General features: G+C 60.1%; 23 protein-coding genes. 12 read left to right on the plus strand and 11 right to left on the minus strand.

Annotation, left to right across the window (positions count from 1 at the left end; all coding sequences use genetic code 11):
• The first annotated feature begins 192 nt into the window (after nucleotides 1-192).
• The 4 genes from nhaA to AB7M22_RS20300 all read left to right on the plus strand — a co-directional run bounded on the left by nhaA (nucleotide 193) and on the right by AB7M22_RS20300 (nucleotide 3,287).
• Nucleotides 193-1,380, plus strand: coding sequence for a Na+/H+ antiporter NhaA (gene nhaA, locus AB7M22_RS20285; RefSeq protein ID WP_454187591.1), 1,188 nt, complete (start codon nucleotides 193-195; stop codon nucleotides 1,378-1,380).
• Nucleotides 1,381-1,501: 121 nt separating this feature from the next.
• Entirely contained in the window at nucleotides 1,502-2,704 is a 1,203-nt protein-coding gene (locus tag AB7M22_RS20290; protein WP_454187592.1) for a colicin E3/pyocin S6 family cytotoxin, read from the plus strand.
• Nucleotides 2,701-2,931, plus strand: coding sequence for a DUF7683 domain-containing protein (locus AB7M22_RS20295; RefSeq protein WP_454187593.1), 231 nt, complete (start codon nucleotides 2,701-2,703; stop codon nucleotides 2,929-2,931). The genes AB7M22_RS20290 and AB7M22_RS20295 overlap by 4 nt, the downstream gene beginning before the upstream one ends.
• A gap of 110 nt (nucleotides 2,932-3,041) precedes the next feature.
• On the plus strand, nucleotides 3,042-3,287 hold the full coding sequence (locus tag AB7M22_RS20300) for a pyocin S6 family toxin immunity protein (RefSeq protein WP_454187594.1): 246 nt from the start codon (nucleotides 3,042-3,044) through the stop codon (nucleotides 3,285-3,287).
• Between the two features lie 91 nt (nucleotides 3,288-3,378).
• On the opposite strand, the gene AB7M22_RS20305 is transcribed toward AB7M22_RS20300, so the two are convergent.
• Nucleotides 3,379-3,843 carry a glycine zipper 2TM domain-containing protein gene (locus tag AB7M22_RS20305; protein ID WP_454187595.1) on the minus strand — a complete coding sequence of 155 codons (465 nt, stop codon included), beginning with the start codon at nucleotides 3,841-3,843 and terminating at the stop codon, nucleotides 3,379-3,381.
• Between the two features lie 166 nt (nucleotides 3,844-4,009).
• On the opposite strand from AB7M22_RS20305, the gene AB7M22_RS20310 reads away from it, so the two are divergent.
• Nucleotides 4,010-4,246 carry a hypothetical protein gene (locus tag AB7M22_RS20310; protein ID WP_454187596.1) on the plus strand — a complete coding sequence of 79 codons (237 nt, stop codon included), beginning with the start codon at nucleotides 4,010-4,012 and terminating at the stop codon, nucleotides 4,244-4,246.
• 5 nt (nucleotides 4,247-4,251) lie between these two features.
• Here the strand turns inward: AB7M22_RS20310 and pdxH are convergent, their stop codons facing one another.
• The 5 genes from pdxH to dinG all read right to left on the minus strand — a co-directional run bounded on the left by pdxH (nucleotide 4,252) and on the right by dinG (nucleotide 12,268).
• Nucleotides 4,252-4,899 (minus strand): pyridoxamine 5'-phosphate oxidase, encoded by a 648-nt coding sequence (gene pdxH / locus AB7M22_RS20315; RefSeq protein ID WP_008005815.1) that lies wholly within the window; start codon nucleotides 4,897-4,899, stop codon nucleotides 4,252-4,254.
• Between the two features lie 24 nt (nucleotides 4,900-4,923).
• Nucleotides 4,924-6,021, minus strand: coding sequence for an OmpA family protein (locus AB7M22_RS20320; protein WP_454187597.1), 1,098 nt, complete (start codon nucleotides 6,019-6,021; stop codon nucleotides 4,924-4,926).
• A gap of 112 nt (nucleotides 6,022-6,133) precedes the next feature.
• Nucleotides 6,134-7,279 carry a serine hydrolase domain-containing protein gene (locus AB7M22_RS20325; protein ID WP_454187598.1) on the minus strand — a complete coding sequence of 382 codons (1,146 nt, stop codon included), beginning with the start codon at nucleotides 7,277-7,279 and terminating at the stop codon, nucleotides 6,134-6,136.
• 213 nt (nucleotides 7,280-7,492) lie between these two features.
• Nucleotides 7,493-10,027, minus strand: coding sequence for a beta-agarase (locus AB7M22_RS20330; RefSeq protein WP_454187599.1), 2,535 nt, complete (start codon nucleotides 10,025-10,027; stop codon nucleotides 7,493-7,495).
• Between the two features lie 96 nt (nucleotides 10,028-10,123).
• Nucleotides 10,124-12,268: an ATP-dependent DNA helicase DinG gene (gene dinG, locus AB7M22_RS20335; protein WP_237883877.1), complete on the minus strand. Its 2,145-nt coding sequence runs from the start codon at nucleotides 12,266-12,268 to the stop codon at nucleotides 10,124-10,126.
• A gap of 99 nt (nucleotides 12,269-12,367) precedes the next feature.
• On the opposite strand from dinG, the gene AB7M22_RS20340 reads away from it, so the two are divergent.
• A complete protein-coding gene (locus AB7M22_RS20340) occupies nucleotides 12,368-12,826 on the plus strand; it encodes a CopD family protein (protein ID WP_454187600.1) in 459 nt (152 codons plus the stop codon).
• A gap of 110 nt (nucleotides 12,827-12,936) precedes the next feature.
• Here AB7M22_RS20340 and AB7M22_RS20345 read toward each other — a convergent pair whose 3' ends face one another.
• The 4 genes from AB7M22_RS20345 to AB7M22_RS20360 all read right to left on the minus strand — a co-directional run bounded on the left by AB7M22_RS20345 (nucleotide 12,937) and on the right by AB7M22_RS20360 (nucleotide 15,629).
• The gene (locus AB7M22_RS20345; RefSeq protein WP_454187601.1) at nucleotides 12,937-13,695 is read right to left on the minus strand and encodes a collagen-like protein; all 759 of its coding nucleotides are present in this window, start codon (nucleotides 13,693-13,695) and stop codon (nucleotides 12,937-12,939) included.
• A complete protein-coding gene (locus tag AB7M22_RS20350; protein WP_008005795.1) occupies nucleotides 13,688-13,966 on the minus strand; it encodes a DUF1145 domain-containing protein in 279 nt (92 codons plus the stop codon). Before AB7M22_RS20350 ends, AB7M22_RS20345 begins: the two co-directional genes overlap by 8 nt.
• Before the next feature lie 154 nt (nucleotides 13,967-14,120).
• On the minus strand, nucleotides 14,121-14,843 hold the full coding sequence (locus AB7M22_RS20355; protein WP_454187602.1) for an OmpA family protein: 723 nt from the start codon (nucleotides 14,841-14,843) through the stop codon (nucleotides 14,121-14,123).
• A 90-nt stretch (nucleotides 14,844-14,933) separates the two neighbouring features.
• Nucleotides 14,934-15,629, minus strand: coding sequence for an OmpA family protein (locus tag AB7M22_RS20360; RefSeq protein ID WP_454187603.1), 696 nt, complete (start codon nucleotides 15,627-15,629; stop codon nucleotides 14,934-14,936).
• A 202-nt stretch (nucleotides 15,630-15,831) separates the two neighbouring features.
• Here AB7M22_RS20360 and AB7M22_RS20365 point away from each other — a divergent pair, with 202 nt between their 5' ends.
• The 4 genes from AB7M22_RS20365 (at nucleotide 15,832) to AB7M22_RS20380 (ending at nucleotide 17,636) form a co-directional block, all read left to right on the plus strand.
• Nucleotides 15,832-16,329, plus strand: a complete 498-nt coding sequence (locus AB7M22_RS20365) for a DUF6231 family protein (RefSeq protein ID WP_454187604.1) — start codon at nucleotides 15,832-15,834, stop codon at nucleotides 16,327-16,329.
• Between the two features lie 4 nt (nucleotides 16,330-16,333).
• Nucleotides 16,334-16,810 carry a YchJ family protein gene (locus tag AB7M22_RS20370; RefSeq protein WP_008005787.1) on the plus strand — a complete coding sequence of 159 codons (477 nt, stop codon included), beginning with the start codon at nucleotides 16,334-16,336 and terminating at the stop codon, nucleotides 16,808-16,810.
• A gap of 125 nt (nucleotides 16,811-16,935) precedes the next feature.
• Nucleotides 16,936-17,421 carry an LEA type 2 family protein gene (locus AB7M22_RS20375; RefSeq protein WP_454187605.1) on the plus strand — a complete coding sequence of 162 codons (486 nt, stop codon included), beginning with the start codon at nucleotides 16,936-16,938 and terminating at the stop codon, nucleotides 17,419-17,421.
• Nucleotides 17,422-17,426: 5 nt separating this feature from the next.
• Nucleotides 17,427-17,636, plus strand: coding sequence for an SEC-C metal-binding domain-containing protein (locus tag AB7M22_RS20380; RefSeq protein ID WP_007906737.1), 210 nt, complete (start codon nucleotides 17,427-17,429; stop codon nucleotides 17,634-17,636).
• Nucleotides 17,637-17,838: 202 nt separating this feature from the next.
• Here AB7M22_RS20380 and AB7M22_RS20385 read toward each other — a convergent pair whose 3' ends face one another.
• Nucleotides 17,839-18,396: a cysteine hydrolase family protein gene (locus tag AB7M22_RS20385; RefSeq protein WP_454187606.1), complete on the minus strand. Its 558-nt coding sequence runs from the start codon at nucleotides 18,394-18,396 to the stop codon at nucleotides 17,839-17,841.
• 146 nt (nucleotides 18,397-18,542) lie between these two features.
• On the opposite strand from AB7M22_RS20385, the gene AB7M22_RS20390 reads away from it, so the two are divergent.
• Nucleotides 18,543-19,187, plus strand: a complete 645-nt coding sequence (locus AB7M22_RS20390) for a glutathione binding-like protein (protein WP_454187607.1) — start codon at nucleotides 18,543-18,545, stop codon at nucleotides 19,185-19,187.
• 220 nt (nucleotides 19,188-19,407) lie between these two features.
• Entirely contained in the window at nucleotides 19,408-21,858 is a 2,451-nt protein-coding gene (locus AB7M22_RS20395) for a penicillin acylase family protein (RefSeq protein WP_454187608.1), read from the plus strand.
• Nucleotides 21,859-21,925: the final 67 nt, after the last annotated feature.

Consider the following 21,925-nt stretch of genomic DNA (forward strand, 5'->3'; position numbering starts at 1 on the left):
GCTTAGGAAAGAACCTACATCATGCACAGATACAGCTGAGGTCCAATACGTCCGGCAACTGCTAGGCTCAGGCCTTTGCTGACCGCCCACGTTGTAACGGCATATAACAAAAAAGAATATAACTTTTGTTTTAACAACTAACGGTACGAGTTAGGGTGTGCCACCTTTTGAATTCATCGATGGAGAGCGACCTTGCCTCTGCGTAGCACGTTCACGCGTTTCTTTCAGTTGGAAGCTGCCAGCGGTCTGTTATTGATCGCCGCGGCCGCTCTCGCCCTGATCATCAACAATTCATCACTGTCGTGGCTCTATAGCGGGCTGCTGGACACCCCCGTGGTGGCCCAGATCGGCGCGCTGAAAATCGCCAAGCCGCTACTGTTGTGGATCAACGACGGCCTGATGGCCCTGTTCTTCCTGCTGATCGGTCTGGAAGTGAAACGCGAAGTCCTCGACGGCCAACTGTCGAAACCATCGCAGATCGTCCTGCCCGGCGCGGCGGCGATTGGTGGCATGGTGGTGCCGGCGCTGATCTACTGGTTCCTCAACCGCGACAATCCGTCCGCCCTGAGTGGCTGGGCCATTCCGACCGCCACCGACATCGCCTTCGCCCTCGGCGTACTGGCCCTGTTGGGCAAACGCGTGCCGGTGTCGCTGAAACTGTTCCTCATGACCCTGGCGATCATCGACGACCTGGGCGCGATCATCATCATTGCGATCTTCTATTCCGGCGCACTGTCGACCTTGTCCCTGGCATTGGCCGCAGCCTGCATCGCGGCCTTGATCGGGATGAATCGACTCGGCGTGGTCAAGCTCGGGCCGTACATGATCATCGGGCTGATCCTCTGGGTCTGCGTGCTCAAGAGCGGCGTGCATGCCACGCTGGCCGGTGTGACCCTGGCCTTCTGCATTCCACTGCGTACGAAAAACGCCGAGCCTTCGCCGCTGCTGACCCTGGAACATGCCCTGCATCCGTGGGTGGCCTACGGCATCCTGCCGCTGTTTGCCTTCGCCAACGCCGGCCTGTCACTGAGCGGCGTGACCGCCGAAAGCTTCACCCACGACGTGCCGATGGGCATCGCCGTCGGCCTGCTGTTGGGCAAGACCGTCGGCGTGTTCGGCCTGACCTGGCTGGCGGTAAAAATCGGCATCGCCGCCCTGCCCCAAGGCGCCAACTGGGGCCAGGTGCTGGGTGTGGCGATCCTCTGCGGCATCGGTTTCACCATGAGCCTGTTTGTCGGCTCCCTGGCCTTCGTGCCCGGTACCAGTGAATACGCCGGGATGGATCGAATGGGGATTCTGACCGGCTCGATACTGGCGGCATTGCTCGGTTATGCGGTGACGGCAGCAGCGAGTCGCAAGAGCGCCCCACTGCCTTCCTGAGCGATAGAGAACACTCTTAGCGACATTCAGGATTCGTCCTACAGCCACGATTAGCCACGTTCGTTAACGTCGTGCAGCCCCTCTTTCAGGGGTTGCCGATGGACGAGCGAAAGGACAATCAGTGGCTGGCAACAAGGACATTCCCCGGGTGAAAAACCCACCGTCAGGCGACGGGCATCACGTCACCCACCGCTTCATGACGGCCACCGAACTGGCCGAGCGCGATGCCAGGCAAAATGCCTACGACGCCATGCTGGCGAGGCAGCAGGCCTTCGAAGACAGCCTTCAAGTCGCTGCGAAAAAGGACAATGTTGTCCGCGCGGGCTGCGTATTCGCTAAGTCCTGCAAACTGCCCGATGCAATCATCGACTACACGAATCCCTCCGGCGTTGTTCCGACTGACAGTCTGAAAGACTACGGCGAACTGGTTCTGCTCGGTGCTCGCGAGGCCGATGAAAGCGGCGGTATCCCACTCAAGAAAATCAGTGGCACTGCGATTCCGGCGGGTTTCGGCAGCTTCGCGCTAGCCGGCTCAGCGTTCACCGCACTGCCCGCCGTCGCCGCCAGCACCGCTGCGGCTACCTTGGCAGGCCTGGTGGCCCTGGTCATACCGTCAAGCCTTGGCGACAGCTCGCTCTACACCGAAGACCAACTGCGCGCCCTTAAACAGGCCCGCACTCGCGTACGCCTCAGAGTCGAGCAACAGGCTGACGGCAGTCTCAAGGGATACGGTTTCTACACCGGTAAAAACCGTGACTGGGAGATGGTCGATGTCGCGCAATTCACCTTGCGCGGCAGTCAGCAGGTGGCTGATCTTGGGGACGGCATCGAGCTGATCTGGACACCGGCCGAGAACGGTTCCGACATCCTCGGCATTCCCGCCCTGGAAGCAGCACCGCAAGCGCCGCATATCTGGGTTTACCCACCGACGAAGGCGGCTGACAGCATCATCGTGAATCCGGTGTATCCGCCGGAGTACAAGGATTTCATTCTTGTGTTTCCGGCGGATTCGGGGGTGTTGCCGGTTTATATTGTGGTGAGTACCCGCGCCGGAGACCACGAATACTATCCGGCACCTGAATTACTTCCCGCCTATCCTGATGCTCGAGTCGCGGGTCGTAAAACTCCCGTTTTAGGTGGTGGGGGGCTTCGTAAAAGATGGAAAACTGCAAAAGGCTTAATTCTGGAATGGGACTCTATGCATGGTGCTATCGAGATGTATGACGCTAGAGGTAAGCACCTTGGAGAGTTCGATCCAAACACAGGTGAGCGGACATCTAAATCCAAAAACAAAAAGGGTCAGAAAAGGAGGATTGAACCTTGAAATTTCTAGTAGAAGCTTTTGACAAAAAAACGGATTTCCAGGCCTTTGTTGTTGAATTGCCACAAGGTTGCGATGAGCAAGTGAAAACCATCATGGGTTGGACTGCAGAGCAACAGGGTTGGGAAGGATATAACCTGACCCCAGTACAACTGTTGGCGATCGAAAATCTAATAGGAAAGCCTATCCGCGACCCAGATCATTATTTCCAACTTACGTGCAATGGGTGAAGACTTGTCAACCTTACACATGTGCGGCAGTTAGAAGGAGTACTCAAGACACACCCGCGGGCGAGCGGATTGGTAACGCTAATTCTGAAAGACGGATAATAAACACAACGATGATATTTATCGCAGTTACCGGTTTCTTCGACGAGCCAAACCCGAACGATTCATTGCAATACGAAAAGGATGTGCCGCAGGCCTTAGAGGGGGCGGTACTTAACGTCATGGGCTGGTCAACCTTGTGGGATGTACCCATGGGCGAGCACAAATTATCCCCCACTCAAGCCAGCACAATTATGGAACTGGTTGACGACTCTTTCAGAGACGACTTGGTGTACTACATGGGACTTTGCCAAGACTAACGATATTGAATCTGACGTAACTGAAAGCAGCAGACACAAAAAACCCCGACCAGCTCACCTGATCGGGGTTTTCTTTTACCCTTCGCTCCGCTTAGTGCGCAACGCGGCTGGTGCCATCAACCGTGGCAATCCGCACTCGCTCGCCCACGCGGAACACTTCGTTTGGCTGAACTTCCTGCACGTAGGCGCGCATGCTGCCATCGTCTTCGCGCACGGTGATTTCAACACCTTGCGTACGGGTCAGGCCTTCTTCGGCAGCCGAGCCCATCAGGCCGCCGGCGACAGCGCCGATGACTGCTGCGACGATGCTGCCGCGACCGCCGCCAATGGCGCTACCGCCGACACCACCCACGACTGCACCGGCGGCACCGCCGATCGGGGTTTTGGTGCCTTCGATTTTCACTGGGCGCAGGGCTTCGATGGTACCCATGCGAATCGTCTGCACACGACGCGCTTCGTCACGGGAGTAGGAGTCACCGGTCAGGCTCGATTGGCAGCCAGTGAGCAACATCGCCATCGTGGAAAAGGAAGCAACCAGCAGAACAGACTTACGCATAGCATCAAACTCCATAGGACAGGTATCCATTAAACTCCGCAGCTTGACGCCTGTCACGGCGTCGCCCGGATAAAATTGGTTTCATTCAGGCCAAGTACAGGCACTTCGAACTCAGCACACAGTAGCGCCAAATTACAAAATCTGCGCCACTGACCCAAGGATTTTCATGGATTACTTCATCATTGTCGCCACGACCGTCGCCGGCTTGTACTTCCATTGGTGGTTATACGTGCGGATCAAACGCTGGATGGACCGCGATCTGGCGTTGTCACTGGCGGGTAAAGACGAACAGAAAAGAGCCTATATGCTCCAGCAACTGGCGAACGCTCAAATGCAAAAGATCAAGCGGCGGGACCTGCCTCAGTGGCTTGAGGCCGCTGCGGCAGGGTATCCCGATCGGTAGACTGTTTACGGTGCCAGGCGTTCACGAACCCAATCGGTGCCTTGCAAGCGGTAGTTGAGGCGATCATGCAGACGGCTCGGACGGCCCTGCCAGAATTCGATGCGCTCGGGTAGCAAGCGATAGCCGCCCCAGTGCTCGGGGCAGTGAGGCTGGGTGTCGCTGAAACGTTGCTCGGTGTTCTTGAGCAACGCTTCCAGTTCACCGCGATCGGCGATCACCCGGCTCTGGGGCGAGGCCCAGGCTCCGAGACGACTGCCCAGAGGGCGAACCTGATAGTAGGCGTCGGATTCTTCAGGCGTGACCTTCACCACGCGCCCTTCGATGCGCACCTGGCGCTCCAGGGCTGGCCAGAAGAACGTCATGGCCGCAAATGGATTGGCTGCCAATTGCTGACCCTTGTCGCTTTCATAGTTGGTGAAGAAGGTGAAGCCCTGCTCGTCCAGGCCCTTGAGCAGCAGAATGCGGCAATGCGGCCGACCGTCCTGATCGACGGTGGCCAGCGTCATGGCATTCGCCTCCACCGGCACTTGCTCGGTTTTCACCGCATCGGCAAACCACTGATGGAACAGCGCGAACGGCTCGGCCGGGGCTTGCGCCTCGGTCAGGCCATCTCGGGTGTAGTCGCGACGCATATCTGCCAAGGGCCGGGTCATGGCGCATTCCTTTTGGTTAACGAATCACTTCTTTGTGTCATCGGCGGCAGCGACTTTTTTGGTGTCGACAGAGGCTTTGGCCGGCGCAGTCTTTTTCACCACGGCTTTTTTGGCTGGAGCCTTGGCAGCCGCTTTCTTGGCCGGTGCTTTTTTCGTCGCCGGCACAGCCGCTTTCTTCGCAGCAGGCGCCGGGGTCACAGGCTTGGCCACTGGCTTGATGTCTTGCCCAGCGACCATGGTTTTCACTGGTGCAGGAGCCGGCATGTTGTACTTGCTCAGCAACGCGACCATGGTGTTTGCCGGCGTCACCAACAGCTCGACGCGACGGTTCAAGGCACGACCTTCAGAACTGTCGTTGGCGGCGCGCGGAGCCTCACCACCCATGCCACGCAGCATCAGGCGATCACGCTGCAGACCGCTGAGACGGAAGATCGCTGCCACCGCCTGGGCGCGCTCCTGGCTCAGCTTCACGTTGGCCGGAGCGGCGCCCGACGTATCACTGTGACCGAGTACCAGCACGGCAGTCTTTGGATCGACTTCGAGGATTTTCGCGACACGGGTGAACGGGCCGAGTGTCACCGGCAGCAGCATGGCCGGACGGTCAGGGTTGAACGAGCCGTCTACCGGTGCAGTGACGACCAGCACGTTTTCACGGCGCTCGAGTTTCAGATTGCTGTCCTTGATCGCATCACGCAGGCGCGGTTCGTAGTCGTCGAGCCAGGCTTGGGTGACTTTCGGGTCGGGCATCGGCACGGCCTTGGCGGTGCTCTGCTCCTTACCGCCGAACGGCCACCACCAATTGCCACCCGCATCGGCTTCAGCCTTGGCTGCAACGGCCGGCTTGGCTTCAGGTTTAACTTCCGGTTTCACGTCCGGTTTGGCCACTTTGTCGGCAGCGTCATCGGAACCGAACGGCCAGTACCAAGGGGATGCACTTTCAGCCTTGGCGACGGGTGCTGTTGCAGCAGGTTTCAGCGGGGCCGGGGCCGGTTCTTTGGTCGCAACCTTGTCGGATGAGCCGAACGGCCACCAGCTGCCGCCGTCTGCGTCATTTTGTGGGGTTTGTGCGCAACCGGTGATAGCGAAGCACAGGGCCAGGGCGAGAGTTTTATTGGATGACATTGGATATCCACAAAATGAAGTAATGAAGAATCAGACCGGGTTGACCCGGATAAACAGCGCTTTGAAACCACAAAGGCTTTCGGGTTCCGGCCCTGGCCCCCTTAAGCGTGATTTACAGACAAGTGGCCAGTACTCGCACAAGCTGTTGGGCTCGTGGATCCATCAAGACGTACGGCCCCAGGGTATTTGTCACAAAGCCGAAGGCCACATCGTGTTCTGGGTCAGCAAAACCGATGGAACCGCCGGCGCCGGGGTGACCGAACGCCCGTGGGCCGAGGCCGTAGGTGGCGTTGGGTACGTCCGGTTGATCGAGCATGCAACCCAGGCCGAAGCGGGTCCGGGTCAATAAAGTCTTGTCTTCGCCAACACTGTGTTCGCGGGTCAGCTCGTCGAGCATTTCGCTTTCCAGCAGACTGCCGTCGAGCAAACCAGCGTAGAACCCGGCCAGGCTGCGGGCATTGCCATGGCCATTGGCGGCCGGCTGCTGCATGCGCCGCCATTCCGGTTTGTTGGTGCTGGTCATTATAGACGGCGGGTTGGTGAAGGCCCGCGTGCTCATGGCCGTCGGCTCGCGCATGGTCACTTGCAGCAAGCGCTGGGCCGCGGCATCGCCGAGGTTGCCCTTGCCACGGGCTATGTGTGCCACGCGATGGAACTCTTTGTCGGCGAGGCCGACGTGGAAGTCCAGCCCCAAAGGCTTCGCGACCCGCGCCACGATGGACTCGCCCGGCCCACGACCGTCGGCGCGACGCAGTAACTCACCAACCAGCCAGCCATAGGTGATCGCCGCATAACCGTGACCTTCACCCGGTGTCCACCAAGGTGCTTCGGCGGCCAGGGCATCGACCATGGTCTGCCAATCATAAAGTGCTTCAGGGGCCAACAACTCGCGTAGCGCAGGCAGGCCGGCCTGATGGCAGAGCAATTGGCGCAAGGTCACGGATTCTTTGCCGGCGGCAGCGAACTCGGGCCAGTAGCGAGCGACCGGGGCATCCAGTTGCAGCTTGCCTTCGGCCACCAGTTGCAACGCGGTCACAGCGGTGAAGGTCTTGGTGCAGGAAAACAGGTTGGCAATGGTGTCGCTGTGCCAGGCTTCGGTGCCGTCCTTGTCAGCGGTACCACCCCAGAGGTCGAGGACAGTTTCACCGCCAATCCGGATGCACAACGCCGCGCCACGCTCCTGAGGATCGTCGAACAGCGCCGCAAAAGCTTCGCGTACCGCTTCGAACTTAAGCTCGTAATGACCCTGAATCTGCAACGCAACTCTCCCGGATAAACGCTCTACAAAGTGGCCCGCATTGTTCCAGCCCTTGAGGGTTTTGGGAACAGGGTCGGGCCGGGCGGTCGCCCGGCCACGGAAATGATTGGAAATTTATGGTGCCTGTACCGACGCCTTCGCGGGCAAGCCTCGCTCCTACAGGCTTTGCGTTGGTTTGCGAACGCCATAAATCCTGTAACGCGGTCTCAGCTATTAATGACCATTGCCCGAATGCCCACCCGCATGGCCGGCGCCCTTCTCCGCACCTTTGCCGGCAGCGCCTTGCTTGCCGCCCTCGCCTTCATGGTTCCCGACGGCTTTTTCCGCCTCGGCCCTGGCCTTCTCGGCCTCTTTGCCGAGTTGATCGACAGTCTGCACATTGCTTTTGCGCACCGTGTCGACAAAGCCCTGGAACGGCAGGTCAGTAATACCCACCAGCCCGAAGTGACCGTTCTCGCCATCCAGCAGGCGACCGGTCACCGGTTGATCGAGGTACTGGAACCAATGCACCCCCACAATCGACGGTTCGCTCATCGCTTGTTTGAGGAAGTTGGCGTAGGCCGGTCCGCGGTCTTCTTCTTTCGCCAGTTGCGTCACGCCACCCCAGAACGGGCCACGATCCGCTGAGCCGAAGTTGAATTCGGTGATCAGTACCGGCTTGTCCAGACTGCGCAGTCTGGCGAAGTCGTAACCGTCCTGGGGTTGCAAGGTGTACATATTGAAGCTCAACACGTCGCAGTATTGCGCGCAGGACTCGACGGCTTCCGGGGTGCTGACGGCAAAACGACCGCCCAGTAACAACTGGTTCGGCGCATGCCACTTGAGCGAGTCGGAGACGGTTTTGAAGTACGTGTCGGCGAACACTTTCTGAAAGTATTTGAAGTCGGCTTCGATTTCCGGGTACTCGGCGCTCGGCTGCGGCGGCACGAAGCCCGGGTCTTCCATCAATTCCCAGGCCGGCAGATCAATGCCCCATGCCTTGGAAAGGCCCGCCTGGTTACGGTACTTGTCGCGCAGTTGTTTGAGGAAGGCACGTTTGGCCGGCACATCGGTGGTCATTTTCAAAGTGCCGTAGGCCAGCGCGTAACGGGCCTTCGGGTCATCGCCGGGACCGGCCCAGGCCAGTTCATTGTCGGCGAAGTAACCGATCAGCCACGGATCGTCACGATGGTCGCGGGCGGCGATGGCCACAGCGCGTTCGGTGGCCATGGCGAATCGCGGATCGAACGGGTCAGGCATGCCGCCCCACCAATCGGTGCCGGTGCTGATGCTGGCGTAATCGCCGACGATCGACAGTGGCAAGGTGTACGGTACTCGGTCTGCGTTGCCAAACACCGGTGCGCTCCAATTGCCAATGGTATTGAAACCCCAGGCTTGCAGGCGATCGAGGGTATGACTGGCCCAGCGATTTTCGTCGAAAACCACTTTGCAGGGTTCGGCGGCCGTTTGCCCGGCTGCTTTTTCGACTGACGCTTCAACGGCGCCGGCCTTGGCCGCTTCGGCAACACCAGCCACGGACTCGGTCGCAGCAGGAGCGGCTGATTGCTCGGCAGCCTTATCGGTCATCGCCTCGACCGCATCGGCCTTGGCCGCTTCGGCGACACCGGCCTTGGTGTCGCTGCCCGGTGCACAAGGTTTGCCATACAGGCGCTGCAGGTTCGCGCCATAAAAATCGTACCAGCGCCCGGCGTTATAGGCTCGGCCCTGATCGGCGCCATTGCCGCCACGGTTGTCGCCTTCGCCATAATAGCTGGCAAGGGGCTCGTCGGGTTTGGGCAGGGATTCGAACATCCACTCGCGACCGGCGACGTAGGTCTGGTTTGCGCTCGGGGTCACGCTGTTGACGCCGAGGGAATAGAACGGATGCCCTTCGGGGGTCACCAGGTACCAACGGCCATCACGCTTTTCGGTGCGGAAAAAACCGCTGGCCTTGAATGCCGGGCCTTTGGTCCAGCCGCCGAACTTGTCCAGGGACTGTTTCTCGCGCTCGGCCAGCCAGGTTTTCAGTTGTTGCTGTTCTTTGGCCACGGCGGACTTCAGTTGCTCGTCGCTGCTGATCTTCTCTGGCCACTTGGCCCGGGTCGATTGGCCATAGGCGTCCACCAGACCGCCATAAGCGGCCTTGGTGACAGCCTCGCCGTCCTGCACGCCGAAGCGTTCGAGCAGGATGCTTTGGGCGACTTTCGGCTGATCCATCGACAAGGTCACTGACACCACTTGGCTGCGGTCCAGCTCACCGGCGCTGCTGGCCAGCAATACACGCTGGCCTTCGAAGTTGATCGGCATCGGCGGGCCGGCTTTCATGCCCTGGCTCAAAGGTGTACTCGGCTGCAGTGGCACCAGCAGGGTTTGCGCAGGGCCGGCCGGCAGATCGACACGGCTGACCAGCGTCTTGCCGTCGTTGCTCTGGATTTTCACGTACAGGGTCACGTCCCAGTTCATCGCGCTCTGGATCCGCAGGCTCATGACGCCCGACTGCGACCAGTCCCAGGCACCGGTCTGCGGCGTCAGGCGCAAGGTCGGCTGGGCGACCGGGTTGAAGGTCACGCGGCGCAGCACTTCGCCTTCGGCCGTTTGCTCCGCGTTGGATTGCGGCAGGCTGGCGTCCTGGGTCGCCACCTGAACCACATCGGCGGGACGCACAAAGTTGAACAGCGTCTGCTGGCCGGCAGGGGCCGCCAGCAAAGGGGCTGCGAACATCAGAGCGAAAACGGCAGGTAACGAACGGCGCAGCGAACGGCGAATCATGAGAACGAAATTCTCCCTAACGACCTTCAATGGGTCAGTGGAAAAGCGATGGTAGAGAGATAGACAACGCGGTGGGCAAATTTGCCCACCGGTGTATCAGGAAATTTCACGACGGAAGGGTGGCAACGCATTGAGGATTGCCTTGCCGTAACGCTGGGTGACCAGGCGTCGATCGAGCAAGGTGATGGTGCCGCGGTCTTCTTCGGTGCGCAGCAAGCGACCGCAGGCCTGGACCAGCTTCAGCGAAGCATCCGGCACGGAGATTTCCATGAACGGATTGCCACCCCGAGCCTCGATCCATTCCGCCAGCGCCGCTTCGACCGGATCGTCGGGCACCGAGAATGGGATCTTCGCGATCACCACGTGCTCGCAGTAGGCACCGGGCAAGTCGACCCCTTCGGCAAAACTCGCCAGGCCGAACAACACGCTGGAATCCCCGCCATCGACCCGCGCCTTGTGCTTGTTCAGGGTTTCCTGCTTCGACAGGTTGCCTTGAATGAACACTTGCTTGCGCCAGTCGCGATCCAGGCCGTCGAACACGTCCTGCATCTGCTTGCGTGAGGAGAACAGCACCAGGGTGCCACGTGAACCTTCTACCAGTTGCGGCAGGTCGCGGATGATCGCAGCTGTGTGGGCCGGTGCGTCACGCGGGTCGGCTTTGAGGTCCGGCACCCGCAGCACGCCGGCGTCGGCATGGTGAAATGGGCTCGGGACCACTGCGGTCACGGCTGTTTTAGGCAGGCCGGCACGCATGCGGAAGCGGTCGAAAGTGCCGAGAGCGGTCAGGGTCGCCGATGTCACCAGCGCCCCGTAAGCCACGTTCCACAGGTTGCGCCGGAGCATCTCCGCCGCGAGGATCGGGCTGGCATTGACCTCGATGTCGAACAGCGAACCGCTTTCGGCCAAGGTCAGCCAACGGGCCATGGGCGGGTTGTCTTCCGGGTCTTCGACGGTGAAGGCGGTCCACAACTCCCAGTTGCCCGAAGAGCGCGACAACAGGCTGCCGAACAGCGGATACCACTCTTCGGCCTGGTTGCTGGCGATGCCGATATTGACCTCGCCGTCCATGCCTTCCTTGAGCAGTTCGGTGAGCCGGGTGAACAAGTCGGTCAGGCGGGCAAAGCCCTTCTTCAGCTCGATGCCCATTTCGCGCATGTGTTCGGGAATCACCCCGCCGACGAAACGGTGACGCGGCCGCTCGCGGCCTTCGACGTCTTCGCCGGGTTTGAAGTCGGCGGCCTGCTCGCAGGCGCTGAACATGAATTGTTGCTGGGTCTTGATCTCCCGGGCCAGCTCCGGCACCTGCTCGATCAACTTGCCCAGATCGCCCGGCAGCGGGTGCTGGGCCAGCAGTTTGGTGAGGTTCTTGGCGGTGGTTTCCAGCCAGTCGGCGGTGGAACGCAGACGCGTGTAGTGAGCGAAGTGACCGATGGCCTTGTCCGGCAGGTGATGGCCTTCGTCGAACACGTAGATGGTGTCACGCGGGTCCGGCAGAACCGCGCCGCCGCCCAGGGCCAGGTCGGCCAGGACCATGTCGTGGTTGGTGACAATCACATCGACTTTGCCCATGCCTTCGCGGGCCTTGTAGAAGGCGCATTGGCCGAAGTTCGGGCAATGACGGTTGGTGCACTGGCTGTGATCGGTGGTCAGGCGCGCCCAATCGGCGTCTTCCAGCGCCGTCGACCAACTGTCGCGATCGCCGTCCCACTTATTGCCGGCGAGCTTCTCGATCATGCTGGTGAACAGCTTCTGGCTGGCCTCATCGACCTCGATCTTGAAGCCTTCTTCTTCGAACAGCTGCGCGGTGGCAGTCTGCGCATGACCTTCCTGGAGCAACATATCCAGCTTGGACAGGCACATGTAGCGCCCCCGCCCCTTGGCCAGGGCGAAGCTGAAATTCAGCCCGCTGTTGCGCATCAGGTCGGGCAAATCCTTGTAGACGATCTGCTCTTGCAGGGCCACGGTGGCCGTGGCGATCACCAGACGCTTGCCGGCGGCCTTGGCGGTTGGGATGGCCGCCAGGCTGTAGGCCACGGTTTTGCCGGTACCGGTGCCGGCTTCCACCGCGACAATCGCAGGGTCGCCACTGCGCCGGCCTTCGTCGTCGGTGTCGATGGCACCGAGGACCTTGGCAATTTCGGCGATCATCAGGCGTTGGCCGTAGCGCGGCTTGAGGCTCTTGGCTTCGAGAAAACGCGAGTAGGCGCCCTGGATCGTGGTTTTGAGTTCAGTGCTGATCATTGATTGTCGGGCGCAAAAAACGCTGGATAAATTTTCAGTGGTTCGGATCGGCCGCTATCATACCCCGCTAATTAATCCCGCGCAGAACGGAGTACCTCAATGACACCTTTTGGCATCGTTTATACCCTGCATGTCCTGGCCGCCCTGGTGTGGGTCGGCGGCATGTTTTTCGCCTGGATGGTCTTGCGCCCCGCGGCGATGAAGGCGCTGGAAGGCCCTGCCCGGTTGAAGCTGTGGGTGGAAGTGTTTCAAGGTTTTTTCCGCTGGGTCTGGATCGCGGTGGTGCTTTTGCCGATCAGCGGTGTGGGCATGATTCATCTGCAGTTCTCGGGGTTTGAAGCGGCGCCTCGGTATGTGCAGGTGATGATGGGATTGTATGTGGTGATGACGGCGCTGTTTATCCGGATTCAGGCGCTGATGCTTCCGGAACTGCGCACGGCGGTGGCGGCTCAGGATTGGCCGACGGGCGCGGCGGTGCTGGGCAGGATTCGCCGGTTGGTGGGGATTAACCTGATGGTAGGGTTGGTGCTGGTGGCGATTGCTGCGGCTCGGCCGTGATCGTTCCCACGCTCTGCGTGGGAATGCCTCAAGGGACGCTCCGCGTCCAGTGACGCGGAGCGTCACGGGCTGCGTTCCCACGCAGAGCGTGGGAACGATCGCTTGAGGGCTTACAACCGCTGAATGCTCACCGAACCCGCCACTCCCGCAGGCCCTGGCTGGCCATCGACACCAGGACGACCGCTCTTGCCGCCATCGGCTTTATAGACGACGCAGCCCTTGGCCTTGCCGCCCGCGCCAGGTTTACCCCCCGGACCTGCCGCGCCACCAACCCCGCCCGCAACCTCGACCTTGATCTGTTGCGCAGGGTAATCGCGCGGTACTTCCAGCCGAACCAGCGCTCCTGGTGCGCCCGGCTGGCCGTCGCTGCCATTACTGCCATCGGCGCCGCGACCGGCCTGGCCCCAAGTGCAACCCGGCGCTTGACCATTGGCCCCGTCAAGGCCGACAAAACCTGGAGCACCCGCTCCACCGCGAGCGTCTACCGACAATTGCGGCGCGTTCAACGCTTTGATCTGCAAATCCAGATTACGCCCGGAGCGAGCGGCCTTGAGGTAAGTCCCCGGCGCGCCACGTGCAGTGATCTGGCTGCCTTCAGCCAATTCGGCACGGCTGATCTTCAACGCCAGAGCTTGTTCGCTCGGCACAATGGCAATTCGCGCGTCGCGTCCCAGGCGCAGCTCGCCGACCGTCACTTCGGTCACGTTCGAGGGAATCAGCAAAGTGCCGTAATCGGCGACTTCCAGCCGTTCCAGTTGCAAGGTACTGGTCGTGTTGGGCAAGCGCATCAGCGAGTTGGTTTCGACGCTCACCACCTGCGCGCAGGCCAATGGGCTGATAAGTGCAGCGAGCAGACAGAGTTTACGCATGGGAGGCCTTCGAAGCGGCCGGGGCCGGAATGGTTTGCAGGTGGAAAACGCCGAAAAAGACAATCTTCAGACGATCACGCCAAGGGTGGGCTCGACCTTTGAGGCTGCGGTTGCAGAACACCAGCTCCAGAAGATGGAGCCCTGCCAACACGCTGCCCGCCAGATTGACCAACAGGTGCAGCGGATGAACAAACGGTATGAGCAGATTGACCAGCACCACCAGCCAGAACAGCAGGGTCAGCAACTTCCCCAGCCCCCAAAACACCTTCATACGCTCCTCCGTTGAGAATTATTCTTTGCACGCACAGTAACGGCTTCCACGCGGGATAAGCCAGAGGGCAACAGAAAATTCTTCCAGAAGGTCGCGGATTGGCCGCCGGATCAACCCGAATCGTTGTCCGACGGCTCTATCACGCGGTTATTAGTCACAGAGCTTGGCGATTGATGTGCAATTCCACGCGGCGGTTTTGCGCCCGCCCTTCTTCCGTGTCGTTATCGGCTACCGGCTGGCTTTCGCCCCGGCCTTCGCTGGTGAGTTTGTTCGGCGCGACTCCCTGGCTCAACAGGTAGGCAGCGACGCTGCTGGCACGACGTTCCGCCAGTTTCTGGTTATAGGCGTCCGAACCCTGGCTGTCGGTATGACCGATGACTTTAATGCTCGCCACATCGGCGTTCTGCAATTTGGCCATCAGCGAATCCAGCTGACTGCGCGCTTCGGGCATCAGCTCGGATTGGTTGTAAGCGAACAGCACGTTGCCGTTCAGGGTGATGACTTCGGAGACCGGAGGTTCAACAGGCTTCACGCTGGCCGGGTATTGCGGCAGCGGGCAACCGTGATGTTCGACAGGTGTATTGGCGGGTGTATCGGGGCAACGATCACGTCGATCGAAGACACCATCGTCGTCTTCATCGCCATCCTGGGCGTAGCAGATCAGGCCACCGGTCAAGATCCCGAGCGCCGCTCCACCGGCTGCCCAGCCACCACTTTCGATCGCGCCCAAACCGCCGCCGACCAGTCCGCCGATGACGCTGCAGATCGGCCACGTACGTTGATTGAGGGGGGCGGTGCCATCGCTGTGAGTCGCACAACCGGTCAGAAGACTGCCAAGCAGCAGAACCGGCAAGACGGTCCTTGTGAGAACGCTCATTGTGAATGCTCCTGTGTCACCGGCCCATACCGGTCACACAGGAGTAAAGACCCGCATCCGCGACTGTACAAGCCGCGGGATGCGAGAGGTCTAGCGGTTGATTTTAATTTCCGTGCGACGGTTCAACGAACGGCCGTCAGCGGTTTTGTTATCGGCCACCGGCTGGCTTTCACCGGCACCGGTCACAGACACGAAACTGCTGCGTGGCACGCCTTGGGAAATCAGGTATTCCACCACCGAATGGGCGCGTCTATCCGACAGTTTCTGGTTGTAGGCATCGCTGCCGACACTGTCGGTATGACCGGTCACGGTCAGTTGGGCGCTGGAGGACTCCTGTTTCAGGCGCGTGGCAATGGTGTTGAGTACGTCTTTATCGGCAGGAGTGAGCTTGGCCGAGTCGAACTGGAAGTGCACATCACGGATAACGATGACTTCTTCCTTGACCACCGCTTTCTCCTCGACCACCGGCGCAGGCGCTGGTGGAGGGCAGCCGTCGGCATCGACCCGCACGCCTTTAGGTGTACCCGGGCACTTGTCGCGGCTGTCCAGCACACCATCGCCGTCTTCATCGCCATCGCCGTGCACCCAGCACCAGGCTGCTGCCGTGCCGCCGACCAGCAGCGCGCCATACCCCGCCCATGCCGAGCTTTCGGTCGCGCCGAGCCCTGCACCGATGACACCACCGACACCCGCACAGGTCGGCCAGTCGGTTTTCTGCAAACCTGCGCAACCAGTCAACACACTGGTTAGCAGAACCAAGGGTAATGCTGTCCGAATTATGCTCATCTAGTTCTTCTCCTGAGGGATCGGCTTAAAACCGATTCTAGGGAGTAAAGACCCGACTTTTAATCTCCGCCAGCAATAGGCCATTGCTGTTTTGCCCCATGTTCATGGAGGATCGCCGCTTTTTGGTTAATTGCGCGAGACAGGAACACTAGGCCCGGACGTTGGGGCAGGCTAGTCTTGGCGTTCTGATTGAGGATCTTCGATGATTGCAGGTATTTCTTCGCGCACGCCCCAGCAGGCGTTGGCCGCTTTGCTTGATCGTTACGCCCCGGCGCGTCTGTTGCTGATTGGTGCCAGCGAATTCCCCGCGCTTGAGGCATTCAAGCTCGCGCACCCGGACAGCATCGTCGCCTTTGCTGCGCCCGGGCCACTGCCCGCCGAACAGGCAGCACAGCGGTTTGATCTGGCGCTGGTGGTCGATTGCCTTGAACACTTGCCCAAGCGTGACGGCCTGAATCTGCTCGGCGGGATACGCAACCTCAATGCCAGTCGCATTGCGGTGCTGGCCGACTTGCCGGCATGCGGTTGGCAGGAGACGGACTTTTTCTCCCTGGCGCTGCAAGCCAGCGAACGCTTCCAGCGCGATGATCAAGTGCTGACCCTGTTTACCTATGATCTGCTTGACTATAAACAGGTGCCCGACTGGCTGAATTCACGCTTCTGGGCCAATCCGGAAAACTACGGGAAATATTGGTGGTAACGCAATGAGTACATCCATTTGCCCTTGCGGTAGCGGCACACTGCTCGATGCCTGCTGTGGCCATTACCACGCCGGCCACCCCGCCCCCAGCGCCGAAGTCTTGATGCGTTCGCGCTACAGCGCCTATGTACTGGGGTTGATCGACTATCTGGTGGCGACCACCCTGCCCGCGCAACAGACCGGCCTGGATCGCCAGTCGATCAGCGACTGGAGCGCCCAAAGCACCTGGCTGGGCCTGGAGGTGGAAAGCGCCGAGGTTTTCGGCGGACAGCCGGAACACGCCTTCGTCACCTTCACCGCTCGCTGGCACGACAGCAGCGGCGAACACAGCCACCGCGAACGTTCGTCATTCGTACAGAACGCCGGCCACTGGTATTTCATCGACCCCACCGTGTCACTCAAGGCCGGACGTAACGATGCGTGCCCGTGCGCCAGCGGGCAGAAGTTCAAGAAGTGCTGCGCGAGTTACTTTGGCGCTTGAGGTGACCAACAGCAAAAGATCGCAGCCTTCGGCAGCTCCTACTTGGGATCGGCGTACACCTGTAGGAGCTGCCGAAGGCTGCGATCTTTTAGGAGCTAGACTGGGGGCAAGGGAGAAACACGACCATGAACACCCAGCGGCGCACATTACAGCTGCTCACCCTGCTCCTGTATTTGGGGCTCGGCGGCTGTGCGTCGTGGTTCGACGACGACTTGCCGGAGCCGCAGGTGCATCTGGTCAAGGTCGAGGTGGTGCGGGCCAAACTACTGGAGCAGAAATTCCTGCTGCATTTTCGCGTCGACAATCCCAATGACCAAGACCTGACGGTGCGTGCCCTGGAATATCGCATTCACTTGGGGGACATACTGCTGACCGAAGGCGAGCACGAACACTGGTTCACGGTCGGCCCCAAACGCAGCGCCTATTTTAAAGTGCCGATCCGCACCAACCTGTGGCCGAAAGTCCGGGACCTGGTCAAGCTGCTGAAAAAACCCGACCAACCCATTCCCTATCGTCTGGAAGGTGAACTGGAAACCGGTTTATTCATCGCGCACTACGTGCACCTGGCGCGTAATGGCGTGATAATCGCCGCCGATTTAATTCCGGAGTGACCCCGATGACCCAGCAACCTCATGTCCATGGCCCTGACTGCAACCACGATCATGACCATCACGACCACCATGATCACGACCATGGCCATGTCCACGGCCCGAACTGCGGCCATGCCCACCAGGAACCGGTGCGCAACGCCCTGAAAGACGTCGGCCGCAACGACCCTTGCCCATGCGGCAACGGCAAGAAATTCAAGAAGTGCCACGGCGCTTGATGCTTCGGGCGGATATCTTTTTCGCCTGTTGAATCGCTATCGCGGGCAAGCCCGCTCCCACAGGGATCTTTTGTGAACACACAAAATTGTGAGCACCGTCGATCAACTGTGGGAGCGAGCCTGCTCGCGATGACGGCGGCACATTCACTATCAATTTGTCAGTTAAATCGCTTTCGCGGGCAAGCCTCGCTCCTACAGGTTTTCAGTCGTCGCTCAGGATTTGATCCGTACTGATCACCGTCGCATACTCGCCATGCAAATTGCCCAGCGACATCGCGTGCACTTCCTCGGCTGAATGAGCATTGCCAAAGTAATCCGCTTTATCGAAGGTAAAGCACGCATCCTCAGCAACCCACGCTTCAAACCCCAGATTCCCGGCCGTTCGCGCCGTGGACTCCACCGAGTTGTGGGTCGCCACGCCAACGATGATCAACTGATCGATCCCCGCCTCGCGCAAACGTGCTTCCAGCCCCGTCGAACAAAAGGCATCCGGCACCTGTTTCTGAATCAGCCACTCACCCATCGATGGTTGAAAACGCTCCTGAAATTCCACCCCCGATTGCTGCGGCCAGAACACTGAATCCTCTGAGCGGGACAGGTGCTGCACATGAATCACCGGCCGTCCGGTTCGACGCCAATGCCCCAGCAATTCCAGGATGCGCTCTTCAGCCTGAGGGTTGTTTCGACGACCCAACCTGGGATGCAGGATGCCTTTTTGTTGATCGATGATGATCAGCGCCGCGTTTGTCTTGAGCTCCATGCCGACTTTTCTCCTGCTGGGGCATTGAATTTCCCGCACTTCAGCATCACCTCTTGCTACTGGCAAGCCATCCAACGCAAACAGGACGACCTGATGCCGGCGGTCGCTGTCCGTACCTGACGATGTCTCTTGATTTGGAGTACTTCATGATCGACTTGTATTACTGGACCACCCCCAACGGCCACAAGATTTCGATATTCCTGGAAGAAGCCGGCCTGCACTACAACGTTTACCCGATCAACATCAGCCAGAACGACCAGTTCAAACCCGAATTCCTGAAGATCTCGCCGAATAATAAAATTCCGGCCATCGTCGATCATGAGCCGGTCGATGGCGGTGAACCGTTGGCACTGTTCGAGTCGGGGGCGATTCTGCTGTACCTGGCGGAGAAAACCGGCAAGTTCCTGCCCAAGGATCTGCGTGGACGCCAGCAAGCGCTGCAATGGTTGTTCTGGCAGATGGGTGGCCTGGGGCCGATGGCCGGGCAGAATCATCATTTCAGCCAATTCGCACCGGAAAAAATCCCCTACGCGATCAAGCGCTACATCGACGAAACCGCCCGCCTCTATGGGGTGCTCGACAAGCAATTGGCCAACAATGACTTTGTCGCCGGCAGCGAATACAGCATTGCCGACATGGCGATCTACCCGTGGATCGTTTCTCACAAATGGCAGAGCCAGAACCTGGAAGACTTCCCCAACGTGCTGCGCTGGTTCAACCATATCCAGAACCGCCCGGCGACGGCGAAGGCGTATGCGCTGGTGGCCAAGGTGAACCCGCCTAAATCCTGAGGCCCTGCACTCTGATCGTTCCCATGCTCGGCGTGGGAATGCCTCAACGGACGCTCCGCGTTCGGCTCTGAATGTGACGCAGAGCGTCACGGGCTGCATTCCCACACAGAGCGTGGGAACGATCACCGTAAAGAAATAACACCGCCGCCGCTTGCGCGGCCACCTCCTGCTCACTAACGTAGCGCCTTTATCGCGTCACTACCCCTGCAGGAGCTTTGCCATGGCCTCGCCAGCCCTCACACATTTTCTTCCCCGGTTCGGCGTTGCCGCAGCAGTGGCCAGTGTTTTAAGCCTGACCGGTTGTCAGACCTGGAACACTCAAGACACCCTCCCGCCGGCCTCCGGCGTGCAACCGCTCAAGGGCCTGGCGCAGAACGTTTCGATTCGGCGCAATGCCATGGGCATGCCGCTGATCGAGAGCAACAGCTTTCACGACGCGCTATTCACCCTCGGTTACGTGCACGCCAGCGACCGCATCAGCCAAATGGTCACTCTGCGCCTGCTGGCCCAGGGTCGTCTGGCTGAGATGTCCGGCGCAGACCTGCTCGACGCCGACCGCTACATGCGTGCGGTCAACCTGAAGAAAAGCGCGGGTGAGCTGTACAAGGCCTCTTCGCCGCGCCTCAAGCGTTTCTTCGAAGTCTATGCCCGTGGGGTCAACGCCTACCTGTTCCGCTACCGCGACAAACTGCCTGCGGACCTCGCCGCCACTGGCTACAAGCCTGAGTACTGGAAACCGGAAGATTCGGCGCTGATTTTCTGCCTGCTGAATTTCAGTCAGTCGGCGAACCTGCCGGAAGAAATTTCCTCATTGATGCTGGCCCAGACAGTCAGTACCGACAAGCTGGCGTGGCTTGCGCCGTCTGCCCCTGACGAAAAACTGCCGGTCGCTGAAGCCGAAAAACTTCAGGGCATCAAACTCAATGGGCAAATCCCGGGGCTGAGCGAAATCAGCAAAGCCACGGGCCAACTGTCCGACCTGAACCTGCTGGGCGCCACGTCTTCGAACAACTGGGCGATTGCCCCGCAACGCAGCCGCAGCGGCAAAAGCCTGTTGGCCAGCGACAGCCACGGGCCGCTGGGCGTGCCGTCGCTGTTCAGTTACGTGCAGATTCGCGCGCCGAAATACCAGGCCTCCGGCGTGACCATTGCCGGGTTACCGATGGTGCTCGGTGGTTTCAACGGCAAAGTGGCGTGGAGCATGACCACGGTCATGGGCGACAACCAGGATCTGTTCCTGGAAAAAATCAAACGCCAGGGCAATGGCCTTTCCTTTGATGTGGGCGGCAAATGGCAGCCGGTGATCGTGCGAAACGAAACCTACTTCGTCAAAGGCCAGAAGCCGATTCGCGAAGCGGTGTACGAAACCCGCCACGGGTCGCTGCTCAACAGCGCCCAAGGCACCGCATTGGCGAATGGTTTCGGCCTGGCCTTGCAGACGCCGAACTTCACCGACGACAAAACCCTGGATGCGTTTTTCGACCTGTCCCGAGCGCAGAGCGTCGAGAAAGCCTCGGACGCCAGCCGTGAAATACGCGCCATCGCCCTGAATCTGGTGTTTGCCGATGCCAGCAATATCGGCTGGCAAGTCACCGGTCGCTACCCGAACCGTCGCGAAGGCGAAGGCTTGCTGCCATCACCGGGCTGGGAAGGTCGCTACGACTGGGACGGTTACGCCGACCCGATGCTCCATCCGTATGACCAGGACCCGGCTCAAGGCTGGCTCGGCACCGCCAACCAGCGGGTCATTCCCCATGGCTACGGCATGCAGCTGTCCAATTCCTGGTCGGCGCCGGAGCGCGGTGAACGCATGGCCGAACTGGCGGGCGTGGGCAAACACGACACGCGTAGCCTGATCGCCATGCAATACGACCAGACCACCACCTTCGCTGCCAAGCTGAAGAAGATGTTTGGAGCGCCGGGCATGGCTCAGCCACTCAAACAGGCCATCGAAGCGTTGCCGGAGGCTGATCGCGGCAAGGCTCGCGAGGCTTATACGCGTTTGATGGCCTTCGACGGCAAACTCAGCTCGACCTCCGCCGACGCGGCGATCTACGAGCTGTTCCTGCAGGAAAGCACTAAACAGATTTTCCTCGACGAACTGGGCCCGGAAAGCAGCCCGGCGTGGAAAGCCTTTATCGCCAACGGCAAGTTGTCCTACGCGGCGCAGGCCGATCACTTGCTGGGCCGTGAGGACAGTCCGTTCTGGGATGACTCGCGCACGGCGCAGAAAGAGGACAAACCGGCGATCCTCGCCCGTAGCCTGGCGGCCGCGATCAGTGCGGGTGACAGCCAGTTGGGTGGCGATCACAAAGCCTGGCAGTGGGGCAAACTGCATCGCTACGAGTGGAAGAACGCCAGCGGCCAGACCGTGCGCGGTCCGCTGGCAGCCGGCGGCGACCACACCACGCTCAACACCGCCGCGTTCACCTGGGGTCAGGACTTCAACACCACGCTGGCGCCGGCCATGCGCTTTATCGTCGATTTCGGCCAGGCCGAACCGCTGATGGGCCAGAACGGTAGCGGCCAGTCCGGCAACCCGGCCAGCCCGCACTATCTCGACAGCATCGAGCCATGGCTCAAGGGGCAATACATCAGCCTGCCGATGCAGCCGCAGAACTTTGACAAAGTCTACGGCAAGACGCGGTTGACGCTGACGCCTGGCAAGTAACCTCGAGTGGGACCGGGCTTGCTCGCGAAAGCATGCTGCCGGTCCCATTGATGTTGAATGTGCCGCC

It is taken from the genome of Pseudomonas sp. ADAK2 TE3594 (assembly GCF_053628675.1).